Origin of the sequence: Micrococcus lacusdianchii, from assembly GCF_023155805.1 — a bacterium.
In the GTDB taxonomy this organism is placed as follows: Bacteria; Actinomycetota; Actinomycetes; order Actinomycetales; family Micrococcaceae; genus Micrococcus; species Micrococcus lacusdianchii.
This window is the reverse complement of sequence record NZ_JAKNUW010000002.1, coordinates 125,133-149,432: the sequence shown is the minus strand read 5'-3', so window position 1 is coordinate 149,432 and position 24,300 is coordinate 125,133. Positions and strand designations below refer to the sequence as shown.

The 24,300-nt window shown below is 73.6% G+C and carries 24 protein-coding genes; 15 read left to right on the top strand and 9 right to left on the bottom strand.

All coding sequences use genetic code 11. From position 1 onward, the window contains the following. Positions 1–38 precede the first annotated feature (38 nt). A complete protein-coding gene (locus MA879_RS02050) occupies positions 39–1,526 on the bottom strand; it encodes an NAD-dependent succinate-semialdehyde dehydrogenase (RefSeq protein ID WP_248122960.1) in 1,488 nt (495 codons plus the stop codon). A 244-nt stretch (positions 1,527–1,770) separates the two neighbouring features. On the opposite strand from MA879_RS02050, the gene MA879_RS02045 reads away from it, so the two are divergent. Further along, positions 1,771–2,565, top strand: coding sequence for a DUF3800 domain-containing protein (locus tag MA879_RS02045; protein ID WP_248122958.1), 795 nt, complete (start codon positions 1,771–1,773; stop codon positions 2,563–2,565). Positions 2,566–2,771: 206 nt separating this feature from the next. Here the strand turns inward: MA879_RS02045 and rsmI are convergent, their stop codons facing one another. After that, on the bottom strand, positions 2,772–3,665 hold the full coding sequence (gene rsmI / locus MA879_RS02040; protein ID WP_248122956.1) for a 16S rRNA (cytidine(1402)-2'-O)-methyltransferase: 894 nt from the start codon (positions 3,663–3,665) through the stop codon (positions 2,772–2,774). Between the two features lie 51 nt (positions 3,666–3,716). Here rsmI and MA879_RS02035 point away from each other — a divergent pair, with 51 nt between their 5' ends. The 4 genes from MA879_RS02035 to MA879_RS02020 all read left to right on the top strand — a co-directional run bounded on the left by MA879_RS02035 (position 3,717) and on the right by MA879_RS02020 (position 9,337). Next, complete coding sequence (locus MA879_RS02035) at positions 3,717–4,586, top strand: glycosyltransferase family protein (RefSeq protein ID WP_248122954.1); 870 nt, start codon at positions 3,717–3,719, stop codon at positions 4,584–4,586. A 34-nt stretch (positions 4,587–4,620) separates the two neighbouring features. Next, positions 4,621–6,267 (top strand): dolichyl-phosphate-mannose--protein mannosyltransferase, encoded by a 1,647-nt coding sequence (locus tag MA879_RS02030; protein WP_248122953.1) that lies wholly within the window; start codon positions 4,621–4,623, stop codon positions 6,265–6,267. 93 nt (positions 6,268–6,360) lie between these two features. Further along, on the top strand, positions 6,361–8,151 hold the full coding sequence (locus MA879_RS02025) for an AMP-dependent synthetase/ligase (RefSeq protein ID WP_282447511.1): 1,791 nt from the start codon (positions 6,361–6,363) through the stop codon (positions 8,149–8,151). A 112-nt stretch (positions 8,152–8,263) separates the two neighbouring features. Continuing rightward, a complete protein-coding gene (locus MA879_RS02020; RefSeq protein ID WP_248122944.1) occupies positions 8,264–9,337 on the top strand; it encodes an alkene reductase in 1,074 nt (357 codons plus the stop codon). A gap of 23 nt (positions 9,338–9,360) precedes the next feature. Here MA879_RS02020 and MA879_RS02015 read toward each other — a convergent pair whose 3' ends face one another. From MA879_RS02015 to MA879_RS02005, 3 genes are read right to left on the bottom strand one after another with little or no spacing between them, the layout of a single operon-like run. Then, a complete protein-coding gene (locus MA879_RS02015; protein ID WP_248122935.1) occupies positions 9,361–10,539 on the bottom strand; it encodes a TIGR01906 family membrane protein in 1,179 nt (392 codons plus the stop codon). Between the two features lie 43 nt (positions 10,540–10,582). Continuing rightward, the gene (ahcY, locus tag MA879_RS02010) at positions 10,583–12,142 is read right to left on the bottom strand and encodes an adenosylhomocysteinase (protein WP_248122933.1); all 1,560 of its coding nucleotides are present in this window, start codon (positions 12,140–12,142) and stop codon (positions 10,583–10,585) included. A gap of 55 nt (positions 12,143–12,197) precedes the next feature. Next, entirely contained in the window at positions 12,198–12,443 is a 246-nt protein-coding gene (locus tag MA879_RS02005) for a DUF3499 family protein (RefSeq protein ID WP_248122931.1), read from the bottom strand. A gap of 73 nt (positions 12,444–12,516) precedes the next feature. Here MA879_RS02005 and MA879_RS02000 point away from each other — a divergent pair, with 73 nt between their 5' ends. Further along, complete coding sequence (locus MA879_RS02000) at positions 12,517–13,008, top strand: hypothetical protein (RefSeq protein ID WP_248122929.1); 492 nt, start codon at positions 12,517–12,519, stop codon at positions 13,006–13,008. Positions 13,009–13,046: 38 nt separating this feature from the next. On the opposite strand, the gene MA879_RS01995 is transcribed toward MA879_RS02000, so the two are convergent. Then, positions 13,047–13,577, bottom strand: coding sequence for a WhiB family transcriptional regulator (locus MA879_RS01995; protein WP_248122927.1), 531 nt, complete (start codon positions 13,575–13,577; stop codon positions 13,047–13,049). A 146-nt stretch (positions 13,578–13,723) separates the two neighbouring features. Here MA879_RS01995 and MA879_RS01990 point away from each other — a divergent pair, with 146 nt between their 5' ends. Continuing rightward, positions 13,724–14,380 carry a TIGR03089 family protein gene (locus tag MA879_RS01990; RefSeq protein ID WP_248122925.1) on the top strand — a complete coding sequence of 219 codons (657 nt, stop codon included), beginning with the start codon at positions 13,724–13,726 and terminating at the stop codon, positions 14,378–14,380. Positions 14,381–14,429: 49 nt separating this feature from the next. Here MA879_RS01990 and MA879_RS01985 read toward each other — a convergent pair whose 3' ends face one another. Then, the gene (locus MA879_RS01985; RefSeq protein ID WP_248122923.1) at positions 14,430–15,005 is read right to left on the bottom strand and encodes a GtrA family protein; all 576 of its coding nucleotides are present in this window, start codon (positions 15,003–15,005) and stop codon (positions 14,430–14,432) included. 210 nt (positions 15,006–15,215) lie between these two features. Here MA879_RS01985 and MA879_RS01980 point away from each other — a divergent pair, with 210 nt between their 5' ends. The 4 genes from MA879_RS01980 to manA all read left to right on the top strand — a co-directional run bounded on the left by MA879_RS01980 (position 15,216) and on the right by manA (position 19,882). Continuing rightward, a complete protein-coding gene (locus MA879_RS01980; protein ID WP_248123097.1) occupies positions 15,216–16,394 on the top strand; it encodes a 5-(carboxyamino)imidazole ribonucleotide synthase in 1,179 nt (392 codons plus the stop codon). A 62-nt stretch (positions 16,395–16,456) separates the two neighbouring features. Continuing rightward, complete coding sequence (gene purE / locus MA879_RS01975; RefSeq protein ID WP_248123095.1) at positions 16,457–16,948, top strand: 5-(carboxyamino)imidazole ribonucleotide mutase; 492 nt, start codon at positions 16,457–16,459, stop codon at positions 16,946–16,948. Positions 16,949–16,952: 4 nt separating this feature from the next. Next, positions 16,953–18,569: an LCP family protein gene (locus tag MA879_RS01970; protein ID WP_248122916.1), complete on the top strand. Its 1,617-nt coding sequence runs from the start codon at positions 16,953–16,955 to the stop codon at positions 18,567–18,569. Between the two features lie 38 nt (positions 18,570–18,607). After that, complete coding sequence (gene manA / locus MA879_RS01965; protein WP_248122914.1) at positions 18,608–19,882, top strand: mannose-6-phosphate isomerase, class I; 1,275 nt, start codon at positions 18,608–18,610, stop codon at positions 19,880–19,882. A gap of 41 nt (positions 19,883–19,923) precedes the next feature. Here manA and glpX read toward each other — a convergent pair whose 3' ends face one another. Continuing rightward, complete coding sequence (glpX, locus tag MA879_RS01960) at positions 19,924–20,940, bottom strand: class II fructose-bisphosphatase (RefSeq protein WP_248122912.1); 1,017 nt, start codon at positions 20,938–20,940, stop codon at positions 19,924–19,926. Positions 20,941–21,050: 110 nt separating this feature from the next. On the opposite strand from glpX, the gene MA879_RS01955 reads away from it, so the two are divergent. The 4 genes from MA879_RS01955 to MA879_RS01940 all read left to right on the top strand — a co-directional run bounded on the left by MA879_RS01955 (position 21,051) and on the right by MA879_RS01940 (position 23,585). Continuing rightward, a complete protein-coding gene (locus tag MA879_RS01955; protein ID WP_248122898.1) occupies positions 21,051–21,635 on the top strand; it encodes a DUF4245 domain-containing protein in 585 nt (194 codons plus the stop codon). After that, entirely contained in the window at positions 21,632–22,306 is a 675-nt protein-coding gene (locus tag MA879_RS01950) for a carbonic anhydrase (protein WP_248122896.1), read from the top strand. Before MA879_RS01955 ends, MA879_RS01950 begins: the two co-directional genes overlap by 4 nt. A gap of 122 nt (positions 22,307–22,428) precedes the next feature. Next, positions 22,429–23,367: an iron-containing redox enzyme family protein gene (locus MA879_RS01945; RefSeq protein WP_248122894.1), complete on the top strand. Its 939-nt coding sequence runs from the start codon at positions 22,429–22,431 to the stop codon at positions 23,365–23,367. After that, positions 23,367–23,585, top strand: a complete 219-nt coding sequence (locus tag MA879_RS01940; protein ID WP_248123093.1) for a CDGSH iron-sulfur domain-containing protein — start codon at positions 23,367–23,369, stop codon at positions 23,583–23,585. Before MA879_RS01945 ends, MA879_RS01940 begins: the two co-directional genes overlap by 1 nt. 42 nt (positions 23,586–23,627) lie before the next feature. Here the strand turns inward: MA879_RS01940 and MA879_RS01935 are convergent, their stop codons facing one another. Continuing rightward, the gene (locus MA879_RS01935) at positions 23,628–24,254 is read right to left on the bottom strand and encodes a methyltransferase (protein ID WP_248122892.1); all 627 of its coding nucleotides are present in this window, start codon (positions 24,252–24,254) and stop codon (positions 23,628–23,630) included. Positions 24,255–24,300 lie beyond the last annotated feature (46 nt).

The following is a 24,300-nucleotide window of genomic DNA, read 5'->3' as shown; positions in this document are numbered from 1 at the left end:
GGCGTCGTCGGGACCGGGCACTGAGCCGCCCGGCGGGATCAGGCCTTCTGCCCGGCGAAGGGGTCGGGGATGCCGACGTACTGCACCGTGGTGTACTCCTCGATGCCCTCGGCGCCGCCCTCGCGGCCCAGACCGGACTGCTTGACGCCGCCGAACGGCGCGGCCGGGTTGGAGACCACGCCCACGTTGGCGCCCATGATGCCGAAGTCGATCTGCTCGGCCACGCGGTACATGCGGGCGGCGTCCTCGGTGAACACGTAGGAGGCGAGGCCGTACACGGTGTCGTTGGCCATCTCGATGGCCTCCTGCTCCGTGGAGAAGGTGACGATCGGTGCCACGGGACCGAAGATCTCCTCCTGCAGGATCGGGTTGCCCTTCTGCACCTTCAGGGCGGTGGGGGCGTAGAAGTAGCCCTCGCCCTCGATCTTCTCGCCGCCGGTGAGGATCTCGCCGCCGGCCTCCACGGCACGGGTGACCAGCTCGTGGATGTCGTCGCGGGCGCCCTCATCCACGATCGGGCCGAGGGTGGACTCCGGGTCCGTGCCGCGCAGCGGCTTGAGGGCCTCCAGCTTGGCCACGAACTTCTGCGTGAACTCGTCCACCACGGACTCGTGCACCAGGAAGCGGTTCGCTGCGGTGCAGGCTTCGCCCATGTTGCGCAGCTTGGCCGCGAACGCGCCCTCCACGGCCTTGTCCAGGTCCGCGTCCTCGAACACGATCAGCGGGGCGTTGCCGCCGAGCTCCATGGAGGTGCGCAGGACGTTGTCCGCGGCATCCTTCATGAGCTTCACGCCCACCGGGGTGGAGCCCGTGAAGGAGACCTTGCGCAGCCGGGTGTCCTGCATGATCGGCCCGGAGATGGCCGAGGCGGAGGAGCCGGCCACCACGTTCAGCACACCCTTCGGCAGGCCCGCCTCCTGCATGACCTGCGCGAAGAGCTGCGTGGTCAGCGGGGTGAGCTTCGCGGCCTTCAGCACCATGGTGCAGCCGGCGGCGACGGCGGGGCCCACCTTGCGGGTGGCCATCGCCAGCGGGAAGTTCCAGGGGGTGATCAGCAGGCAGGGGCCCACCGGCTTGTGGTGCACCTGCATGCGCAGCGCACCCTCGGGCATGATCAGCGTGCGGCCGTAGTGGCGCACGGCCTCCTCGGAGAACCAGCGCAGGAAGCCGTTGCCGTAGGCGACCTCGCCGCAGGCCTCGGCCAGGGGCTTGCCCATCTCGAGGGTCATGAGCAGGGCGAAGTCCTCGGCGCGCTCGTTGATTATGTCGTAGGCGCGGCGCAGGATGTCCGCGCGCTCCTTGGCGGGGGTGCGGGCCCAGTCCGCCTGCGCGGCGCACGCCGCATCGAACGCGGCCATCGCGTCGTCCGAGTTCGCGTCCTGGAGGCTCGCCAGGACCTTGCCGGTGGCCGGGTCCTTCACGTCGAAGGTCTTCCCCGAGGAGGCGTCACGCCACTCGCCGTCGATCAGCAGGCCGGTGGGGACGGAGTCCAGCAGGGCCTTCTCGCGCTCGTCGGTCACGGTCATGGGGCACCTCTTTCGAATCGGTGGAGCGAGGGGCGGCTCCGACGCCGCCCTCCATGAACAAGGAACGGGGCGCAGCGGCGCCGTATTCCGGCGCGGGTGGACGCCGGACCTGATCCGGATCCTAGCGAGGGGCGGGCCTGCGGTCTCGAGTGGGCCCGCCCTCGTGAACGAGCCTCGCCGAGCCACCGAATGACTGTGGCCATGAGGCCTACGCTGGACCCCACAGAACTCGTGGAAGGGTCACATGGGAAGGAACATCACTCTCCCGCCAGACGTGCGCGGCACCGTCTACTTCGTCGACGAGGCGGGATCCAAGGGAAGCCTGGGCACCCACTTCGTGACCGCCGCAGTCAAGACGGATCGGCCGGATCAGCTCAGCAGGAAGATCCTCGAGGTCTTGGACCGGCACCACCGGAACAACCTGAAGGAGATCAAGTTTGCCGGTGCCACCAAGAACAACGTGGTGGTGTTCCGCGATGTGATGACCGCGGCCGTCGACATAGGGTGCGAGTTCGGCGTGTTCGTCCTGGACAAGAGTCATTTCGACCCGTGGGAGGGCTCCGAGACGTGGCGCGGCCACCTCTTCGCCGCGGACCGTCTGCTGAGGGGGATGGTGACTCGCCGAGAGCTGGCCACAGTCCTGACGGATGGCATCTCTGTTCCTGCCGGGGTCGACTACGGAGGAACTCTCATCAATCAGCTGAACGGGCGGTTCGGGAACAAGCGCTTCTTGACGGGTGTGAGTCTCGACTCCCAGACCTGCCCGCCCCTGCAGGTCGCCGACCTCCTCGCGTCAGCCGTCTTCTTCTACCGGAAGACGGTCGCGGACGGTGGCCTCGCCGCCTTCAACGCCAAGCAGAACCCCAAGGGGCAATTGGCCAAGCATGTGGCCGCCGCCTTCGGGCTCGCCACGCTGGACGACGTGAGGCAGCCCAATCTCTCGATCCAGACGTCTCACGAGGTCTCCCTCCGAGAGCTGCGAGGAGCAGTCGTGCCGCAAGGACGGGGCCCCCTCTCCCCACCTGCTGCACCTGCGTAGTACACTCAGAGGACGGCCTTGGACTGGCTTGTCAGCCTCCACCTCGGCCGCACTGGGCCGGACTTTTCAGTCCACACCCAGGATGTCTGCATAGAGAGAGCAGATACAGCTTCTTATCCACTTGCCGCGCCGCCTGCAGCCTTCGGTTGCAGGCGGTTGCTTTGCATGGGCGACGTCAGCGGCCAGTCCGGCCCGCGGGATGGGTGTCACCCCCGCCGCGCGTCGAGCACGGTCTGGTACAGCTCCCGGCTGCGCAGCCCGTGCGCAGCGGCTACCGTCGCCACCGCCTCCTTCAGCCGGGTGCCGGACTCCGTGAGCGCGGCGACCTCCGCCACCACGTCCGCGTCCGACGTCGGGACGACGTCCTCCGCGCGGGCCGGACCCACCAGGAGGACCACCTCGCCGCGGATCCCCTCCCCCGCCTCCCGCTCGGCGGCCCACGCGGCGAGCTCACCGGCCGTGCCACGGACGACCTCCTCGTGCAGCTTGGTCAGCTCCCGGGCCACGCAGGCCGGGCGCCCCTCGCCCAGCACCTCGGCCACGGCCGCGATCGCGGCCGCCGTGCGCTGCGGGGACTCGAAGTAGACCACCGTGCGCGCCTCGGTGCGGATCTCCTCGAGGCGGCGGCGACGCTCGCCGTCCTTGCGGGGCAGGAACCCGTCGAAGGCGAAGCGGGCTGTGGGGAGTCCGGACAGGGCGAGCGCGGTGGTCACGGCGCTGGCGCCCGGCGCGCACGTGACGGGCAGGCCGGCCTCCACAGCCGCGGCCACCAGGCGATGGCCGGGGTCGGAGACGGCGGGCATGCCGGCGTCGGAGACCATCACCACGGTGGCGCCGGCCCGCACCTGGTCCAGCAGGCCCTGCGCGGAGGCGGCCTCATTGTGCTCGTGGTGCGCCATCATGCGCCCGGTCGGGACCACCCCGAGCGCCTGGCAGAGCCGGCGGGTGGTGCGGGTGTCCTCCGCGGCGATCACGTCCGCGGTGGCCAGCAGCTCCCTCAGCCGCGCGGTGGCGTCGCCGAGGTTGCCGATGGGCGTGGCGGCCAGGACGATGCATCCCTCACGACCAACAGCACCCTTCTCCTTCTCCGTGAAGCTCATGGGCCGACCCTAGTCCGAACGTCTCAATCAACCGTGTGGAAGGATCGCCCCATGACCACCGTCCCTCGCATCGGCATCGTCTCCGGCGGTGACGAGATCCGCCTCCGCTTCTACGTCAACCATGCGATCTACGCCCGCGAGCACGGCCTGGACTACCGCGTGGAGACGGGGATCGACCCGCACATCGCCACCAAGTTCGACTACAAAGTCTCCATCATCCGCCGCCTCCTCCCCCACTACGAGTGGCTGGTGTGGATGGACGACGACGCCTACTTCACGGACTTCGAAGCCAGCAACATCACGGATCTGGTGGCAGCGGCCGAGAAGGACGGGCAGGACCTGGTCATTGCCGAGGGGCCCCTGGAGCCCAACGGGTTTTGGTCCCGCATCAACACGGGCGTCATGCTCATCCACAACTCGGGCGTCGGGCGGGCGTTGGTGGAGGCCATGGCCACGGCTGACCTCGCCACGGTGCGCGCCTGGTGGGATGAGGACCGCGACGGCCTGTTCACGAACGGCGACCAGGACCAGATGTGGTGGGCCATCCGCACCGGCGGCCATGAGGACCTCGTGCGGATCGTCGGGCACCACGAGCTGAACTCGCGAGGGCACTACTACGAGCACAACCTCTCGGACGCGTTCGTCATGCACTTCACGGGCTACCCGGACAAGGAGCTCGGCGTGGCCCGATTCGCGGACCGGTTCGGCGTCGGCCAGGAGCTGGTCCCCGAGGCGCTGCTGGACAAGTACCACGTGCGCACCCGCAGCCCGCTCGCCGGAGCCGCGCGTCGCCGTCGAGAGATCCGCACCGATGCCATGAGCGCGGTGAAGTACCGGCTGCGCCCCCACAAGGAGCGCATCCTCGCAGTGGCCGACCGCTTGCCCGCCGGAGTGCGGAGTCGACTGCCACTCGGCGCCTGAAGAGACCCACCGCCCCGGCCCGTAGCATGGGCGCGTGTCCGCCTCCGCCCTCGTCACCCGCCCCTCCCCGGACGTCCGGGACGTGACCGCGGCCGAGACCGCGCACCCCTTCGGCGAGGCCGCCCTGCGTGCCCGACTGGGCGTGGAGCGCACGGTCCGCACGCACGCGCACTGGCTGGTGCCGTTGCTGATCACGGTGCTGGCCGCCGTCATGCGGTTCACCAACCTGTCCTTCCCGGACCGGCTGATCTTCGACGAGACCTACTACCCCAAGGACGCCTACTCCCTGCTGCTCTCCGGCTACGAGCGCCGCTGGGACGAGGACGTGGACGCCGCCTTCGCCCGCGGCGAGGCGCAGCCCCTGGACGAGGCGGCCTATGTGGTCCACCCGCCGCTGGGCAAGTGGCTGATCGGACTGGGCATGCTGGCGTTCGGCCCGGACAACGGCCTGGGCTGGCGGTTCAGCGCGGCGGTGGCGGGCACCGTGTCCGTCCTCCTGGTGACGCTCGTGGCGCAGCGGATGTTCCGCTCCGTGGCGCTCGGCGCCCTGGCCGGTCTGCTGCTGGCCGTGGAGGGCCACCACCTGGTGATGTCCCGGATCGGCCTGCTGGACATCTTCCTGTCCGTGTTCGTCCTGGCCGCGTTCGGAGCGCTCCTGCTGGACCGGGACCACGGCCGGCGGGTACTGGCCCGGCGCCTGGCCACGCAGGTCTCCGCGCACGACGCCGGCACCCGCTCCGCCGACCCCCTCGCCTCCGGCCCGTGGCTGGGGTGGCGGCCCTGGCGGATCGTGGCGGGCGCCCTGCTGGGCGCGGCCTGCGCCGTGAAGCTCTCCGGCCTGGCCTTCATGGCCGTGTTCGGGCTGCTCACCGTGCTGTGGGACATGGAGGCCCGCCGCACCGCGGGCATCCGGGACTGGCTCCGCGCCGGCGTCGTGAAGGACGGCCTGCCCGCCTTCGTGGCGGTGGTGGGCACCGGCACGGCCGTGTGGCTGGCCTCATGGACCGGCTGGTTCCGCTCCGAGGACGGCTACTACCGGCAGTGGCACGCGGACAACCCGCCCGAGGGCCCGCTCGAGGCCCTGATCCCCGGACCGCTGCGCTCACTGGTCCACTACCACCAGGAGTCCTTCCGCTTCCACGAGGGGCTCACCAGCCCCCACGAGTACGGCTCCAGCCCCTGGACGTGGCCCTTCATGGGCCGGCCCGTGAGCTACTACTACGAGGGCGGCGAGCCCGGGGAGAACGGCTGCCCCACGGACGCCGCCCAGGCGTGCTCCGCGGCCATCACGGACATCGCCAACCCCTTCCTCTGGTGGACGGGCCTGATCGCGGTGCTCGTGTGCCTGGCGGTGCTGGTGCGCCACCGGGACTGGCGCGCCGGCGCCCTGCTGGCCGCCTACGTGGCCGGCCAGGTCGTGTGGTTCCGCTGGCCCGAGCGCACGATGTTCTTCTTCTACACGGTGGCCTACGAGCCGTTCCTGATCCTGATGATCGTGCTGGCCCTCTCCCTGCTGCTGCGCCGCGGGCACCGGCCCGGCCCGCGGCGGGGCGGCGTGCTCGTGGCCGCCTATCTCGCCGTCGCCACAGGCGTCTCCCTGTTCTTCCTGCCCGTGTGGCTCGGCGAGCAGATCCCCTCCTCCTGGTGGAGCCTGCGGATGTGGTTCCACAGCTGGATCTGACGCAGATGCCGCACCCCACCCGCCGGGGTCGCTAGGCTCGACCCCGTGCACCAAGAGACCCCCACCACCGAGGCGTCCACGGACGCCGTCGGCATGCCCCCGGCCGAGACCAACGTCACCGACCTCATCCTCGCCTCCGCGGCCGAGGCCCCCGATGCCCCCGTGTACGCGCTGCGCAACGGAGCCGGCGCCTGGCTGGACGTCCGGTTCGACGCGTTCCTGGACCAGGTGCGCGCCGTGGCCAAGGGGCTGATGGCCCGTGGCGTGGACCGCGGGGACCGGGTGGCCCTGTTCGCGGCCACCAGCTACGAGTGGGCGGTCCTGGATCAGGCCGTGTGGTTCGCCGGCGCGGTGTCCGTGCCCATCTACGAGACCTCCTCCGCCCACCAGGTGGCGCACATCCTCGGGGACTCGGGCGCGGTGCTGGCCGGCGTCGGCACCCCCGCCCTGGACGCGCGCACCCGCGAGGCGGCGGCGCTGGCCTCGTGCACGGTGGACACCTTCCCCATGACCCCCGAGGGCCTCGACGAGCTGGTCCGCGAGGGGCGGGACGTCCCGGACGAGGAGCTGGAGGCCGCCCGGGCCGCCGCCACCCTCGCCGACCCCGCCTCGATCGTCTACACCTCCGGCACCACCGGTCAGCCCAAGGGCGCGATCATCACCCATGGGAACTTCGTCGGCGCGTGCATCAACGTCCTGACGTTCGCCGCCGAGGTGGTGGGCCACGGCCACGCGGAGCCCTCCCGCACCCTGATCTTCCTGCCCCTGGCGCACGTGCTGGCTCACGCGGTGCAGGTGATCTGCCTCTACGGCCGCCTCCAGGTGGCGCACGCCCCCTCCACCGCCACCCTGCTCAAGGACCTGGGCTCCTTCCGCCCCACGTGGCTGCTGGCCGTGCCGCGCGTGTTCGAGAAGGTCGAGTCCGGGATTGCCGCCAAGGCCGAGAAGGCCGGCACCGGCCGCATCTACCGGGCCGCCCGGGCCACGGCCGTCGAGTGGTCCGAGGCCGTGCAGGCCCGGGAGCACGGGGAGGGGCCCGGCCCCTCCGTGGCGCTCACCGCGCGTCGGGCGCTGTTCGACCGGCTGGTCTACCGCAAGGTGCGCGAGGCCCTGGGCGGCCAGGTCCGGTACTGCATCTCCGGCGCCTCGGCGCTCTCCCCCGAGCTCATGCACGTGTTCCGCGGCATGGGCGTGCCGATCGTCGAGGGGTACGGCCTGACGGAGACCACCGCCCCCGCCACCGTGAACATCCCGGGCGCGCACCGGATCGGCACCGTGGGCCTGCCCGTGGCCGGCGCCACCGTGCGGATCGCCGAGGACGGCGAGGTCCTGATCGCCGGTCCCGTGGTGTTCGGCGGCTACCACGGCCGCCCCGAGGCCTCCGCCGAGAGCTTCGACGGCGAATTCTTCCGCACGGGCGACCTGGGCTCCCTGGACCAGGACGGCTACCTGCGCATCACGGGGCGCAAGAAGGACGTGATCGTCACCGCCGGCGGCAAGAACGTGTACCCCACGCCGCTCGAGGACATCCTCCGCCGCCACCGCCTGGTGGACCACGCCGTGGTGGTCGGCGACGACCGCCCCTACGTGGGCGCCCTGATCGTGCTGGACGAGGACGAGCTGACCAGCTGGGCCCTGGACCGCGAGCGCAGCCTGACCCTGGCCGAGGCAGCCGAGGACCCGCAGGTCCTCGCCGCGCTGCAGGAGGCCGTGGACGAGGCCAACGAGACCGTGTCCCGCGCCGAGGCCATCCGCCGCATCCGCGTGCTGGACCACGTGGTCACGGAGGAGTCCGGGCACCTCACCCAGTCCCAGAAGCTCAAGCGCAGCCAGCTGATCGAGGACTTCGCGGACGAGGTGGACGCGCTCTACCAGCGCCGCTGAGCGGACGGCGTCGGACGGACGCAGGAGCAGGGCACCGGGCGGACCGCGGAATATCTGCGGCCCGCCCGCCCGTTACGGAGGTGACCTCGACCGATCCGACCGACGGGATCCCATGCCTTCCCTGTTCGACCCCCTGGACCTCGGCGCCCTGCGCCTCGACAACCGCGTGGCCATGGCCGCCCTGACCCGGCAGCGCGCCGGCGAGGACGGCGTGCCCACAGACCTGCACGTGGAGTACTACCGCCAGCGTGCCTCGGCGGGCCTGGTGATGACCGAGGGCGTCTTCCCGGCGTTCACGTGCCGCGCCTTCCCCGGCCAGGCCGGGATCGCGGACGCAGAGCAGGCCGCCGGCTGGGCGCGGGTGGCCGAGGCGGTCCACGGCGACGGCGGGCGCCTGTTCCTGCAGGTCATGCACGGCGGGCGCATGTGCCACCCGGACCTGCTGCGCGGTGCCGAGCCGGAGGCCCCCAGCGCAATCGACCCCGGCGTGCCTGTACGCGGCTTCTCCGGCAAGCTCGAGGGCTCCGTCCCGCGCGCCCTGGAAACCGAGGAGATCCCGCGGATCGTGGCGGAGTTCCGCACCGCCGCCCGCCGGGCGGTGGACGTCGGCGTGGACGGCGTGGAGATCCATGGCGCCAACGGCTACCTGCTGCACGAGTTCACGGCGGCCTCCAGCAACCGCCGCACGGACGCCTACGGCGGCTCCCCGGAGAACCGGGCCCGCCTGACCGTGGAGGTGGTGCGCGCCGTGGCCGCGGAGATCGGCGCCGAGCGCACCGCCCTGCGGATCTCCCCCGAGCACGACGTCCAGGGGGTCCTGGAGCCGGACCGCCAGGACGTGCTCGCCACCTACGGGGCGATCCTGGACGGCCTGGCCGACCTCGACCTGGCCTACCTCTCCGTGCTGCACGGGGACGTCGACGGCGACCTCGTGGCGCAGCTGCGCGAGCGCTTCGACGGCACGCTCCTGCTCAACAGCGGCTTCGCCTCCCCCACCGACCTCGCCGAGGCCCGGCACATCGTGGAGGACGGCCGGGCCGACGCCGCCGTGGTGGGCCGGGCCCTGATCGCCAACCCGGACCTCGTGCGCCGCTGGCGCGAGGGCCTCGAGCTCAACGAACCGGACCCGGCCACGTTCTACGTGGGCGGGGCGCGCGGCTACACGGACTACCCCCTGGCCGACTGAGCCGCGGGGCCTGCGGGGCGCGCTCAGCGCGCCCCGTAGGCGTCCTCCCGGACCCAGCGCAGGCGGGTGGCCTCGAGCTGGGCGCGGCGGTCCTGCGTCAGCTCCCGCCGGCGGCGGCTCGGCCAGCCCAGCACGAGCGTCAGGAGCGCGCCCGCCAGGGTCAGCAGGGCGACGGCGAACGCCGCGTCCACCCAGAACTGGCCCGGGTAGAGCCGGATGAGGGAGTCCGCGGTGGAGAAGGTCCATGTGCCGTCCGCGAAGAACAGCGAGTGGAACCCGGCGAAGAACGCCTCCCACCCGGTGGCGGCCAGCACGCCGAGCCCCACGAGGGCGATCAGCAGCCAGACCGCGCCGGCGAACAGCGCGCGGCGCACCCCGCCCGGGCTGGTGCGGTGCAGGTACCAGGCCAGGGCGGCGCACACCAGGGTGAGCACCACCAGGGCGGCCGTGGCCGCGAGCATGACGATCTTCACGTCCGTCATGTGGGAGACCTCCGCCGCGGTGAAGAGCGGCTGCCCCTCGTGCGTCAGCGAGGACAGGTACCGGGAGCCCGCCGCGTTGCCCAGGTAGTCCAGGCCGGCGGAGCCGTAGTGCATCCGGTCCGCCGTGGTGAACCCGTAGTCGTCCTCGGGGAACCCCGGCCGGTGGTACTCGAGCCACAGGAAGAGCGGGCTGGCCACCAGGCGCACGGCCCCCAGCAGGAGCATGATCGGGGCCAGCACGGCCAGCAGCACCTGCGCGATGCGCGGCCCCGCCTTGGGCAGGCGCGCCTGCTCCTCCGGGGTGGGCCCGTCCGCCTCGGCCACGCCGCGGGAGCCGGCCACGCCGGCCTCCCCCGGATAGCGGTCCGGCGCGTATCCGCCCGCCGGGGCGCTCTCGCGCACCGGCAGGCGGGCCGCCGCGCCGCCGAGCACTCCCGCGGGCGCGGCGGAGGCCGCCGGGGTGGCCCGCGTGAACGCGATGTCCTCGCTCGCCCCCGCCGCGTGGGCCCCGGCACCGGACCCGCCGGCCGCGGCGATGCCGCCACGGTCCATCACCAGGGTCGGGTGGTCCCCGGCGCCGGGGCCGCCCACGCGCTGACGGGGCAGTGCCTGGGTGGTGTCGGCGTCGTCCTCCACGAACGCGCCGTAGTCCAGCCCGGACTCGAAGTCGTCGGAGCCGGCGCGGTCCGCGCGCCCGCCCCCGGGGGTCTGGGAAGCCATGGGAGTCCTCTCCTGCCGGGCCGCCGCGGAGGGCGGCACGGGCTCAGTAGCGGTAGTGGTCCGCCTTGTAGGGGCCAGCCACGTCCACGCCGAGGTACTCGGCCTGGACCTTGGACAGCTCGGTCAGCCCGACGCCGAGGGCGTCCAGGTGCAGGCGGGCCACCTTCTCGTCAAGCACCTTGGGCAGGACGTAGACCTGCTTCTCGTAGTGCTCGCCGGTGAGTGCGCCGGTGCCCGTGGAGCCGCCGAACAGCTCGATCTGTGCCATCACCTGGTTGGTGAAGGACGCGGACATCACGAACGAGGGGTGACCGGTGGCGTTGCCCAGGTTCAGCAGGCGGCCCTCCGAGAGCACGATGATCGAGCGCTCGGACTCGGTGCCGGCGTCGAACGTCCACTCGTGCACCTGCGGCTTGATCTCGGTCTTCACCACGCCGGGCACGCGGGCGAGGCCGGCCATGTCGATCTCGTTGTCGAAGTGGCCCACGTTGCCCACGATCGCCTTGTCCTTCATGCGGAGCATGTCCTCGGCCATGACGATGTCCTTGCCGCCCGTGGTGGTGATGAACAGGTCGCCCTGCTCCACCACGTCCTCGAGCCGGGCCACCTGGTAGCCGTCCATGGCCGCCTGCAGCGCGCAGATCGGGTCGATCTCGGTGACGATCACGCGGGCGCCCTGGCCGCGCAGCGCCTCGGCGGCGCCCTTGCCGACGTCGCCGTAGCCGCACACCACGGCCACCTTGCCGCCGATCAGCACGTCCGTGGCGCGCATGATGCCGTCCGGCAGGGAGTGGCGGATGCCGTACTTGTTGTCGAACTTGGACTTGGTGACGGCGTCGTTCACGTTGATGGCCGGGAACAGCAGCGTGCCCGCCTGGGCCAGCTGGTACAGGCGCATCACGCCGGTGGTGGTCTCCTCGGAGACGCCGCGCAGGGTGCCCGCGGTGCGGGTCCAGCGCTGCGGGTCCTCCGCCAGCGAGCGGCGCAGGGTCTCGAGGATGATCCGGTACTCCTCCGGGTCCTCCTCCGTGGCGGAGGGCACCGCGCCGGCTGCCTCGAACTCCACGCCCTTGTGCACCAGGAGGGTGGCGTCACCGCCGTCGTCCAGGATCATGTTGGGGCCCAGGGCCGGGTCCTCCGCGGCGCCGGGCCACGTGAGGATCTGCGAGGCGGTCCACCAGTAGTCCTCGAGGGACTCGTTCTTCCACGCGAACACCGGCACGCCCTGCGGGTCCTCCGGGGTGCCCTCCCCAACCACGACGGCGGCCGCGGCCTCGTCCTGCGTGGAGAAGATGTTGCACGAGGCCCAGCGGACCTCCGCGCCCAGGGTCGTGAGGGTCTCGATCAGCACGGCGGTCTGCACGGTCATGTGCAGCGAGCCGGCGATCCGGGCGCCGGCCAGGGGCTGGGCCTCGCCGTACTCCTCGCGCAGGGACATCAGGCCCGGCATCTCGTGCTCGGCCAGGCGGATCTGGTGGCGGCCGGCCTCGGCCAGGGAAAGGTCGCGGACCGCGAAGTCGAAGCGCGCGCCGGGCACGGTGGTGCGGTTGGCGTACGCGGGGTCCACGTCGGGGGTCTGACGTGCGGAGGGGGTGGTGGTCATGGGCCCCAGCCTACCGAGGCGCCCGGACGCCGACGGCGGGCCGGGAGCGCGCAGGTCACCGGGCGTCGTCGACGGCGCGGAGCGGACCCTGCGCGGGAGCCTCCGGAGCCGGGACATCGATGCGCAGGACCTCCCAGCCGCGCGGGGCGGTGATGCGGTCCGCGTGCGCGGCGCAGAGGTCGTAGGCGTGGGGCTCGGCGAGCTGGGACAGCGGGCCGATCACCACCTGGGAGTCGGCGTAGTTGTACGTCAGCGTGGCCAGGGCAGGCTCCTGGCACGGCGTCTTGCTGCAGCGTCGCATGGCTCCCACGGCAGATCACCCTACCCGCCCCGCGGGGCCGGGCGTCCTGTGCCCGCTGGCCTAGCATGGGCCCATGTCCGCCGATCCCCTCGCCCCCCTGCCGCCGACGCCCCCGCGCGCGCCGGGCCACGGGCGCCGGCCGGGCCGGCGCCGTGACGTGCGCGGCCGCGGCCTCCGCCACCCCCTGCCCTTCGGGGTGCGCAGTCCGCGCGGGCGCGTGGAGGCCTTCGTGGACGCCGTGCAGTCCTCCGTGGAGCGCCTCGCCGGCCTCGGCGTCCCCGGCCTGCGCCGGGTCACCGCGCGGGTGGAGCGCATCCCGGACCGCCTCGACGACCGCCTGGCCCTGCTCCACGCCCGCGCGGACGGGGACGACGAGGAGCTGTTCGGGCGCGCGGCGACCGACGGGCCGGACGGGGTGGTGCTCACCCTCTTCGAGCGCCCGCTGCGGGAGACCGTGGAGACCGCCGACCTCGAGGACGCCGTCTACGGGGTGGCCCTCAGCCGCTGTGCGGCAGCGCTCGGCGTGGACCCGCAGACCCTCGACCCCTCGTGGGGCCGGGTCTGACCGACCGGGACGACCGGACCAGCCGGACCCGGGACAGCTCAGCCGCGCTCGCGGCGCAGGCGGCGGCGCTCCCGCTCGGAGAGACCGCCCCAGATGCCGAACCGCTCGTCGTTGTCCATGGCGTAGTCCAGGCACTCCTGACGCACCAGGCACGCGGCGCACACCCGCTTGGCCTCCCGCGTGGACCCGCCCTTCTCGGGGAAGAAGGCCTCAGGATCGGTCTGGGCGCACAGGGCGTCCACCTGCCACGCCAGCTCGCCCTCCACGGGCTCCATCACGACGCCGGGCACCGGCTCCCCGCGCTCGGTCCCCTCGGCGCGGGCGGCCTCTCGGCGCGGGGCCAGCTCGGTGACGGTGGCGGCCGGGGTGCCGGCGTCGTCGTCGCCCAGAAGGTCATGGGCGGCGAGCAGCGCCGAGGCCGCGTCCTCGAGGGAGCCGGGGGCGTCCCCGACGCCGGCGGCGGGGTCGGCGGGGTCCAGGAACCAGTCGCTGGGAACGGCGCGGGAGCGGGAGGCGGCCTGCGCGCGCTCCGCGCGGCCGGCGTCCTCGATCCGCTGCGTGTCCTGCATGGTCAACACCCTCCTGTGGGCCTTGCTCGACGGTCCCGTGGCAGGGGACGGCGCGCGGCGCGGCCCCCGGACTCCCACCAGATTACACGGTTGTCATTCACTCCCCAGCCGGTCCCTGCGGCGCCGCGGAGTGCCACACTGAGGCCATGGTCTCCCTCTCCGCGCCCCGCACCCAGGGCCCGCTGGTCACCCGGCTGGCCGCCTCCCCCCGCCCCGCGCTGCGGCAGGATCCCGCGCCGGACGCCGGCGGCGGCCACGGCTGCGTGGACCAGCGGATCGAGCTGTCCGGCGCCGTGGTCGTGAACTGGGCGGCCAAGGCCGCCGGTCTGCTGCTGGACGAGGGCGTGGGCCCCGGGGAGGCGGTCCTCGTGGACCTTCCGGACCACTGGCTCTCCCGTGCCCTCGCGCTCGGCGTGCTCGTGGCCGGCGCGCGGCTGGACCCGGCCTCGGGCGCCGCCTCGCCCGCCGAGCACCCCGCGGCGGCCGCCGTGCTCACGGACCGCCCGGAGGCGTGGGAGGACCCGGCGCTGACGGTGGTGGCGGTGCGCCTGCCCCGCGGGCTCGAGCCGGACTTCGGGGACGGCTCCGCGGACCCGGCCGTGGTGGACCTCGCCGCGGAGATCCGAGCCCAGCCGGACACCCTGCCCGGGCCGGTGGACCACGTGGTGCCGGACGCGGTCCGGGCGGCCGGTGCCGGCACGGGCGACGGCCAGGGCGAGGGACGAGCGCGGCTGGGCGCCGACGTCGTGCGCGGAACCCTGGAGGAGTGGGACGCGGGCCGCTGCGCCGTCGTGCCGGCCTGAGCCCGGCACGGGGCGCCTCGGGGTCACCGCCCCCCCGGGGCGGCAGCGGTCAGCGGGCGTCGTCCTCGGGGTGCGGCCGGTGGCGGTGGACCCCGCCGGGGCCGCGCTCGGCGTGGCCGTGGAGCACGGGCACCTGGCCGGTGATCACGGCGATGTCGTCGGCGAAGCCGGGCTCCTCGTCCAGCTCCTCCTTGAACACCCAGAAGCGATAGGCGAAGTACCGGAACACGGTGCCGAAGAACAGGCCGACCACGTTGCCGGCGATGAACAGGCCCCCGGGGTCGGTGACGCCCATGCCGTACTGCGCGATGAACACGCAGCCGGCCTGGATGCCCAGGCCGATCGCGTTCATGAGCAGGAACATCACGAGCTCGCGCACCTTGTTGGTGGAGCGCTTGTCCCGGAAGGTCCAGTAGCGGTTGGCCACCCAGCTGAACATCGTGGCGACCACGCCGGCCACGATCTTCGCCTTGACGTTCGAGCCCTCGAGCGGACCGGTCATCATCCACCAGAACACCAGCGAATCGATCACGAACGCGGCGGCGCCCACGGTGCCGAACTTGGCCACCTCGCGCCACAGCATGGACACGACACCGGTGGCACGGCGCCAGAGATCGGACGGCATGGGCTGGGACACCTCGGTTCGGACGGCGGGGTCCGGGCGGCGGTACGGCCGCCCGACGGCTGGGGAACACTGTAGTGCTGGCCGGGACCGGCACCGGCCCGCACAGGGCGGCACGATGGCGATCCTGACGGAGTTCCCAGCCTGCGCCACTAGCCTGGTGCCGTGACTTCCCCTCGACTCGGTGTGATCGGCGGCGGCCAGCTGGCCCGGATGATGGCGGGCCCCGCCGCGGAGCTGGGCGTCCCCTTCCGCGTGCTCGCAGAGGCCCCGGACGCCTCTGCCGCCCAGGTGGCCCCCCATGTGGTGGGCGACCACGCCTCCCTGGACGACCTGCGCGCGTTCGCTGTCACGGTGGACGTGGTCACCTTCGACCACGAGCACGTGCCCACGGAGCACCTGCGCGCGCTGGAGGCGGAGGGCGTGGCCGTCCGGCCGGGCCCGGACGCCCTGCAGTTCGCTCAGGACAAGCTCCTGATGCGGCAGGCCGTGGAGCGCCTGGGCCTGCCGAACCCGGCCTGGGCGCCCGTGAGCTCCCTCGAGGAGGTCCTCGGGTTCGGCGACCGGCACGGCTGGCCGATGATCCTCAAGACCGCCCGCGGCGGCTACGACGGCAAGGGGGTCCTGAAGCTGGACTCCGCCGAGGCCGCCCGCGCCGGCGCCGAGGAGGGCACCCTCGCCACGTGGCTGGGCGCGGGCATCGCGCCGCTGCTGGCCGAGGCCATGGTGCCGTTCTCCCGCGAGCTCTCCGCGCAGGTGGCCCGCACGCCCTCCGGCCGCATCGCCGCCTACCCCGTGGTCGAGTCGGTGCAGACGGACGGGGTGTGCGACGTCGTCACCGCCCCCGCCCCGGACCTGGACCCGGCGGTGGCCGAGGCCGCGTCCGCGGCGGCGGCCCGGATCGCGGAGCAGCTCGGGGTGACCGGCATGCTCGCCGTCGAGCTGTTCGAGACCCCAGGCGTGGGCCCCGGCTTCCAGGTGAACGAGCTGGCCATGCGCCCGCACAACTCCGGCCACTGGTCCATGGACGGCGCCGTGACCGGCCAGTTCGAGCAGCACGTGCGCGCCGTGCTGGACCTGCCGCTGGGGGACACCTCACCCCACGGCCGCGGCACCGTCATGAAGAACGTCCTCGGCGGGGCCCGCGAGGACCTGCACGCCGGCTACGTCGGCGCCATGGCCGCCCACCCCCGGGCCAAGGTCCACACCTACGGCAAGGACGTGCGCCCCGGCCGCAAGGTCGGCCACGTGAACGTGGTGGCCGAAGGCGGGCTCAGCCTGGCCGACGCGGCCCGCGCCGCCGACTCCGCCGCCGCCGTCCTGCGCGACGGCGCCGCGCCCCACCCGCTCGACCCCCGCCCCCTCGACACCGCCACGGAGGCCCGCCCGTGACCGCTCCCGACGCCCCCTTCACCCAGCCCCTCCAGGATGAGGCCCCCGTGGTCTCCGTGGTCATGGGCTCGGACTCCGACTGGCCCGTGATGCGCCAGGCCGCCGAGGCTCTGCGCGCACTCGGGGTCCCGGTCGAGGTCGGCGTGGTCTCGGCGCACCGCATGCCGCACGAGATGGTGGAGTTCGGCGCCGCGGCCCATGAGCGCGGGATCCGCGTGATCGTCGCCGGGGCCGGGGGTGCGGCGCACCTGCCGGGGATGCTCGCCGCGGTCACCCCGCTGCCCGTGATCGGAGTGCCCGTCAAGCTGAAGTCCCTCGACGGCCTCGACTCCCTGCTGTCCATCGTGCAGATGCCCTCGGGCGTCCCGGTGGCCACCGTCTCCGTGGACGGGGCGGCGAACGCGGGCCTGCTGGCCGCGCGCATCCTCGCCGCGGGCGACTCGGACGAGGCCGTCCGGCTCCGCGACGCCCTGACGGCCCATGCCGCGGACCTCAACGCGCAGGCCCAGGCGAAGGGGGCCAGGCTCCGGGACCGCCTGACCGCCGAGGCCTGAGACCGTGCCCTCCTCCCCCCTGTACAGCACCGCGGACCCGCTGCGGGACGCGCGGGCGGCCTCCCCCGCCGAGCGCCGCCGCCGCGCGGGGATCCTCCTGCTGCTCACGGCCCTCGTGCCCGGCGGCGCCCAGGTGGTCGCCGGCAGCCGCCGGCTGGGGCGCGCCGCGCTGCGCGTCACCCTGACCGTGTGGGCCGTGCTGGCCGCCGCGCTCGCGGTGTCCCTGGCCTCCCGCGCCACGCTGATCTCCCTGCTGGCGAACGACGTCGTCCTGATCGGCCTCGGCGCCGCCCTCGTGGCACTGGGCCTGGGCTGGGCATGGCTGTGGCTGGACACCTTCCGGCTCATCCAGGCGCGCCTGCTGGCACCGCGGGCGCGCGCCGTCACGGCCGCCGCCACCGCCGCGGCCGTGCTGGTCACCAGCGGCGGACTGCTCTACGGCGGCTGGGCCTCCCAGGCCGGCCGTGGTGCGCTGGGCAGCGTGTTCGGGGACGGCCCGGCCCTCGCGGCGGCGGATGGCCGGTACAACGTGCTGGTCATGGGCGGGGACGCCGGCGAGGGCCGCACGGGCCTGCGCCCGGACTCCATGCACGTGGTCTCCCTGGATGCCGACACCGGCGCCGCGGCGCTGTTCTCCCTGCCCCGCAACCTGCAGAACGCCCCCTTCTCGGAGGGCTCTCCCCTGTGGCAGGCGTACCCCACCGGCTACGACTGCGGGGACGAGTGCATCCTCAACTCCCTCTACACGGACGTGGAGCAGAAGCACCCTGGTCTGTACCCCGACGCGGAGCACCCGGGCGCCGAGGCCATGATGGACGCCGCAGGCGGGATCCTGGGGATCGACGTGCACGGCTACGCCATGATGGACATGGCCGGCTTCGCCCAGCTGATCGACGCGATGGGCGGGGTGGAGGTGGTCTCCGGCGGCTACGTCACCCACCGCGGCCAGCGCCCCGACGGCGAGTGGGGGGACATCTGGTGGGCCCCCGGCACCCACCGGTTCGACGGCGAGGACGCCCTGGCCTTCGCCCGCTCCCGCAAGTTCGCCACGGACTACGCCCGCATCCGCCGCCAGCAGTGCATGCAGGCGGCGATGCTCGAGCAGTTCACCCCGGCCACCGTGCTCACCCGCTTCCAGGGCATCCTCGACGCCGGCCAGCAGATCGTCACCACGAACCTCCCCCAGCGTCAGCTGGGCACCTTCGTGGACCTCGCGGAGGGGTCCCGGAGGTACGAGATGCCCCGTCTGACGATCGGCGCCCCCGACTTCGGCACCGCCGCGGACCACTTCACCGCGGGCCCGGACTACGACCTCGTCCACCGGCGCGTGGCCGAGACGCTCGACGCCGAGCCGGAGGCGCGCGCCCAGGCGGGGGGCGCCCGGACCGCCCCGACGACGACGGCCGCCGGCGCGGTCCCCGTCCTCACCGTGCTCGCCGCCCCGGCCACAGGCCGGCAGGACGGCGTGGACGTGGACGACCCGGACACCTGGCCGGACGCGCCCTCGCACACAGACGGCCGGCCGTACTCGGCCGAGGAGCTCATGGCGCTGCAGGACGCCGGGCACGAGGCCGAGCTCGTGAGGATCGCCTCGACAAACGACCTGTGCGCCCCCGCCTGACCCGCGGCCCCTCGGCCGGTCTGGCCTACCCTGGGGGTATGCATCTGCTCGACGCGACCGTCCGCGACTACGCCTGGGGATCCCGCACCCTCCTGCCGCGGCTCGAGGGCCGGGAGCCCACGGGCGCCCCGGAGGCGGAGAAGTGGCTCGGCGCGCACCCGGGGGCGCCGAGCGTCGTCGTGGGACCGGACGGGGACGGGCGCGGCCTGGACGAGGTGATCGCGGCGGACCCCGAGGCCATGCTGGGACCAGCCCGACGCTTCGGCCGCCTGCCCTACCTGATGAAGCTGCTGGCGGCCGGGCAGCCCCTGTCGATCCAGGCCCACCCGAGCCTCGGCAGGGCGCGGGAGGGGTTCGCCCGGGAGGAGGCGGCGGGCGTGCCCGCCGCCGCCCCCCACCGCAACTACAAGGACGACAACCACAAGCCGGAGATGATCGTGGCCCTCACGCCCTTCTCCGCACTGTGCGGGTTCCGCCGGCCGGAGGAGGCCACCGCCACCTTCGAGCGCGTGGCCCTCGCCCTCACCGAGTGGGCGGACGGGGACTCGACGCAGGTGGCGGTGGCGGCGCGCCGCATGGCCATGCTGCTCGCGGACGAGGACCTGGAGGGCACCTTCACCGACATCCTCGACCCCGCCTCGGTGTGGACCGCTGAGGGAGGCGTGGACCAGCTGGTGGAGGCCCTGCGCGGCATGCCGGACCTGATCCGGCAGGACGAGGCCCTCGAGACCGCCCTCCAGGTGGCCGAGCACTTCCCCGGGGACCCGGGCGTGGTGGTCACCCTGCTGCTCAACCGCGTGGACCTGTTGCCGGGCCAGGCCGTCCACCTGCCCGCCGGCAACGTGCATGCCTACCTGCGCGGCCTCGGCGTGGAGGTCATGGCGGCCTCGGACAACGTGCTCCGCGGCGGGCTCACGGGCAAGCACGTGGACCTGGCGGAGCTGCGGGCCGTGGTGGAGTTCGAGGCGATGCCCGTGCCCCACACGGATCCCGAGGCCGACGGCGACGGCGTCACCCGCTACCGTCCGCCGTTCGACGAGTTCGAGCTCACCCGCCTCAGCACCGACGCCTGTCCGGACGGCCCGTCCGGGGACGTCACGGACGCCGGGGCGCGGGCACGCGTCGCGGGCCCGGCGATCGCCGTGGCCACCGAGGGCACCGCCGTCCTGCGTGGCGGGGACGAGGCCGTCCGCCTTACCCCCGGCCAGTCCGTGTTCATCCCGGCCGCGCGGACCGCCGAGGCCCCCCTGGCGCTGAGCGCCGAGGGGCACGGCCGCGCCACCGTGTTCGTGGCGGCGCTGCCCTCGGCCTGACAGCCGGAGCCGGCCCCCTGCGGGCCCGGCTCAGCGGGCGGTCACGCGCGGCCCTCGAGCCACTTGGACCACTTCTGCACGTCGTGCTCGGCGTCCACCGTGCGCACGGTGCCCGACTTGGAGCGCATCACGATGGACTGGGTGTGCACCCGGCCGTGCCGGAAGCGGACGCCGCGCAGCAGGTCGCCGTCGGTGATGCCGGTGGCCGCGAAGTAGCAGTGCTCGGAGGACACCAGGTCGTCCGTGGTGAGCACCGCGTCCAGGTCCAGGCCGGCGTCGATCGCCTTCTGCTTCTCGGCGTCGTCCACCGGGGCCAGGCGACCCTGGATCACGCCGCCGGTGGCCTTGATGGCGCACGCGGTGACGATGCCCTCCGGGGTGCCGCCGACGCCCATCATCATGTCCACGCCGGTGTCCGGGCGGGCGGCGGCGATGGCGCCGGCCACGTCCCCGTCGAGGATGAACTTCACGCGGGCGCCGGCCTCGCGAATCTGGCGGACGAGGTCCTCGTGGCGGGGGCGGTCCAGCACGCACACGGTGACCTGGGAGACGGGCTTGTCCAGGGCTTTGGCCACCAGGGTGACGTTCTGCTTGACGGGCAGGCGCATGTCCACGAAGTCCGCGGCCTCCGGGCCCACCACGAGCTTGTCCATGTAGAACACGGCGGAGGGGTCGAACATGGTGCCGCGCTCAGCCACCGCGAAGACGGAGAGGGCGTTGTTGTAGCCCATGGCGGTCAGACGGGTGCCGTCGATCGGGTCCACGGCCACGTCCACGGGGGCGCCGGTGCCGTCGCCCACGGACTCGCCGTTGAACAGCATGGGGGCCTCGTCCTTCTCGCCCTCGCCGATCACCACCGTGCCGTCCATGGAGACGGTGTCCATGAAGGCGCGCATCGCGTCCACCGCGGCCCCGTCCGCCCGGTTCTTGTCCCCGCCGCCCACCCAGGGGCTCGCGGCGATCGCCGCCGCCTCCGTCACCCGCACCAGCTCCATGGCGAGGTTGCGGTCCGGGACGTGGTTCTCGTAGCCGGTCTTCTCCGAGGACGCGCTGGTCATCCTGCTCTCCGATCCTTGAGCTCGATGCGCCGCGCACGGCGGACGCCGGGGCCACTCTGCCCCGGGCCCATCCTATGGGGGCGAGCCGGACGGTGGCAGAATGCCCTCTGATGAGCTCCCCCGCCCCCACCCACGCCCCCGCTCCGCGGCCGGTCCTGACCGTCAAGCAGGCCCAGCGGGCCCGCGCACCCTGGATCGCCATGGTGCTGTCCACCCTGATGGTGCTCGGGATCGCCGCGGCCGTGCTGATGATAAACCAGTCCCCGGCCACCCCGCCGCGCGCGGACCGCGTGGACGTGGCGGCCGCGGCGGCCACCGTGCCGCAGGAGGAGGGGGACCTGCCCGCGCTCGCGCCGCAGGTGCCCGAGGGCTGGACCTCCAACTACGCGCGGCTGACCCGCCTGGACGGCCTGCCCACGTGGGAGGTCGGCTGGGTGGTCACCGAGACCGTGTTCGCGGGCCTGCGCCAGTCGGCCGAGGCGGACCGCACGTGGACCACGCTGCGGGTGGGCACCGCCCCCGCCGTGGGCAGCGTGGAGACGGACGGGGTCACGTGGGAGCACTTCACCCCCCAGGGCACGGACGAGCAGCACCTGGTCACCCGGACGGAGGGCGGCACCGTGGTGCTGACCACCACCGGGGACCGCGCGGTGCTCGAGGACCTGGCCCGCGCCGTCGCGAAGGAGATCCGATGACCGTCACACCCGACCCGAGCCCCGCCGGCGCCGCCGCGCCGCAGGACGAGGCGCCGCGCCGCCCCACTCCTGCGGAGGCGTGGGAGATCCTCTCCGCCGGCAACCGCCGGTTCGTGGCCGGCACGCCCGGACATCCGAACCAGGACGCCGAGCGCCGCCACGGGCTGACCGCGGGCCAGGAGCCGATCGCCGCGATCTTCGGCTGCTCCGACTCGCGCCTGGCCGCGGAGATCATCTTCGACGTGGGCCTGGGCGACGTGTTCGTGATCCGCACCGCCGGCCAGGTGATCGACGACGCCGTGCTCGGCACCCTCGAGTACGCCGTGGACGTCCTGGACATCCCGCTCGTGGTGGTGCTCGGCCATGACTCGTGCGGCGCCGTCACCGCGGCCGTGGAGTCCTACATCTCCGGCTCCATGCCGCCCGGGTTCATCCGCTCGCTCGTGGAGCGCATCACCCCGTCCGTGCTCGCCGGCCGCCGCCGCGGCGTGGAGGAGATCGACGACTTCGTGGCCGAGCACGTCGACCAGACGTGCGACCGCCTCATGGAGACCTCCCAGTCCGTGGCGCGCGCCGTGGCGGAGGGGCGCACCGCCGTCGTCGGGCTGACCTACTCGCTGCACGAGGGCACCGCGCAGCCCGGGCGGGTGCTGGGCGACCTCGAGATCTGAGGCCGCCGACCCGTCAGGAGGCGACCCTGACGGCCCGGTCCCGGCTCAGCGTCGGGCGGGTGCCGGTCCCGCATCCCTGGACCGGGTGCGGCGGCATGCCGCACGCTGGATGGATGGTGCCGATGACCCTCCCCGCCCCGCGCGGGTCCCTGAGCGAGCGCGTGTTCGCCGCCCTGCCCACGGGCCGGACGGCCGGTCTGGCCGACGCGCCGCCGCCGCAGGACGCCAACGACGCCCACGTGACCCTGTGGGCGCTGTATGAGCTGCACTACCGCGGGTTCGCGGGCGTGGCCGACGAGCTCGAGTGGGACCCCGAGCTGATCCGCGTGCGCCGCGGCCTGGAGCGGGACCTCGAGGAGGACTTGCGCGGCCGGGCGCCCGCGTTCCCGGACGGGGAGGACTTCGCCGCGGAGTTCTTCGCGTTCGTCGCGGACCATGACGGCCCGTCGCTGGCCGCGCACATCCAGCGCTCGGCCACGCACGAGCAGGTCCGCGAGTTCCTGCGCCACAAGTCGATCTACCACCTGAAGGAGGCGGACCACACCTCGTGGGTGGTCCCGCGGGTCTCGGACCGGGTCAAGGCGGCCGTCGTGGAGCTGCAGTACGACGAGTACGGCGGCGGGGACCCGAACCGGCTCCACGCGCAGCTGTTCGCGCGGGGCCTGGCCGCCAGCGGGCTGTCCGCCGAGTACGGCGCGTACATCGACGAGGCGCCGGTGGAGATCCTCGAGCAGAACAACGTGATGTCCCTGTTCGGGCTGAACCGGCGGCTGCGCGGGGCCTCCATCGGGTTCCTCGCGGCCTTCGAGGCGACCAGCTCCGGGCCGTCCCGGCGGATGGCCGGCGGGCTGGAGCGGCTGGGCTTCCCCGCCGAGCTGGTGGGGTACTACACGGAGCACGTGGAGGCGGACGCCGTCCACGAGCAGCTGGCCGTGCGCACCATCTGCGGGGCCCTGCTCGAGGAGGAGCCGCACCTGCGGGAGGACGTGTTCTTCGGCGGGTGGGCCAGCCTGCACCTGGACGACCGCTACGCGGAGCGGATGCTGGCGGCGTGGGCCTGATGGCGGACCACGCGGACGAGCCCCCCGCCCACCCGGATGTGGTCCTCTGCCCGAATGGGCCGATCCTGCTGCGCGGCGATCACGTGGTGCTGGACGAGGACGGGGTGGAGCACCGCACATGGCGGCCCGTGAGCGCGGTCTGCCGGTGCGGCACCTCCGCGATCAAGCCGTGGTGCGACGGCAACCACAAGGCGGTGCAGCGCGCCCAGCGGCGCTGAGCCCGGGCGCCTGCGCGGCGTCGGGCCTGGGCGCGGGGGCGCTCAGCGCTGCAGCCGGACCACCACGCCACCGTCGTACTGGCGCGTCTCCGTCAGGCTCAGCCCTCCGGGCAGCGCCCGGACGTGCTCGGCGATGCGCTCGGCCTGATCCGCGTCCCCCAGCTGCAGCAGCGCGGAGCCGCCCGCGGCCAGGTGGCGGTCGATGACCTCCACGCAGGTGCGGGCGAGGTCGAGGCCGTCCGCGCCGCCGTCGATGGCGGCGACCGGGTCCCGGGGGAACCCGCCCGTCTCGGTGGAGCGGACCCACGGCGGGTCCGCGATGACGAGCGGGAAGCGCTCGCCCTCCGCCAGCGCCTCCTCGATCCGCGCCAGCCGCACGTCGACCTGCTCCCCCATGCCGTTGGCGGCGGCGTTGGCGGCTGCGACGTCGACGGCGGCGGGGCTGGAGTCCACCATCACCAGGCGCCGGTCCGTGCCGTGGACCGCGCCGAGGCCGATCTGCCCGGCCCCGGCGCACAGCTCCAGGACCGCCCCGGGTGCGGCGTGGGCGAGCAGCTCCGCCGCCCACGCGGACTGCGCCTGCGTCCACGGCCGGGGCTCGAGCACCCGGTCGTCGTAGGAGATCGTCAGGCCGCGGAAGCGCAGGGTGGTGGGGGCGGTCTCGCTCATGTCCCCATCCTGCCCCACTGGGGGCACGGGGAGGCGCGGGAGGGAC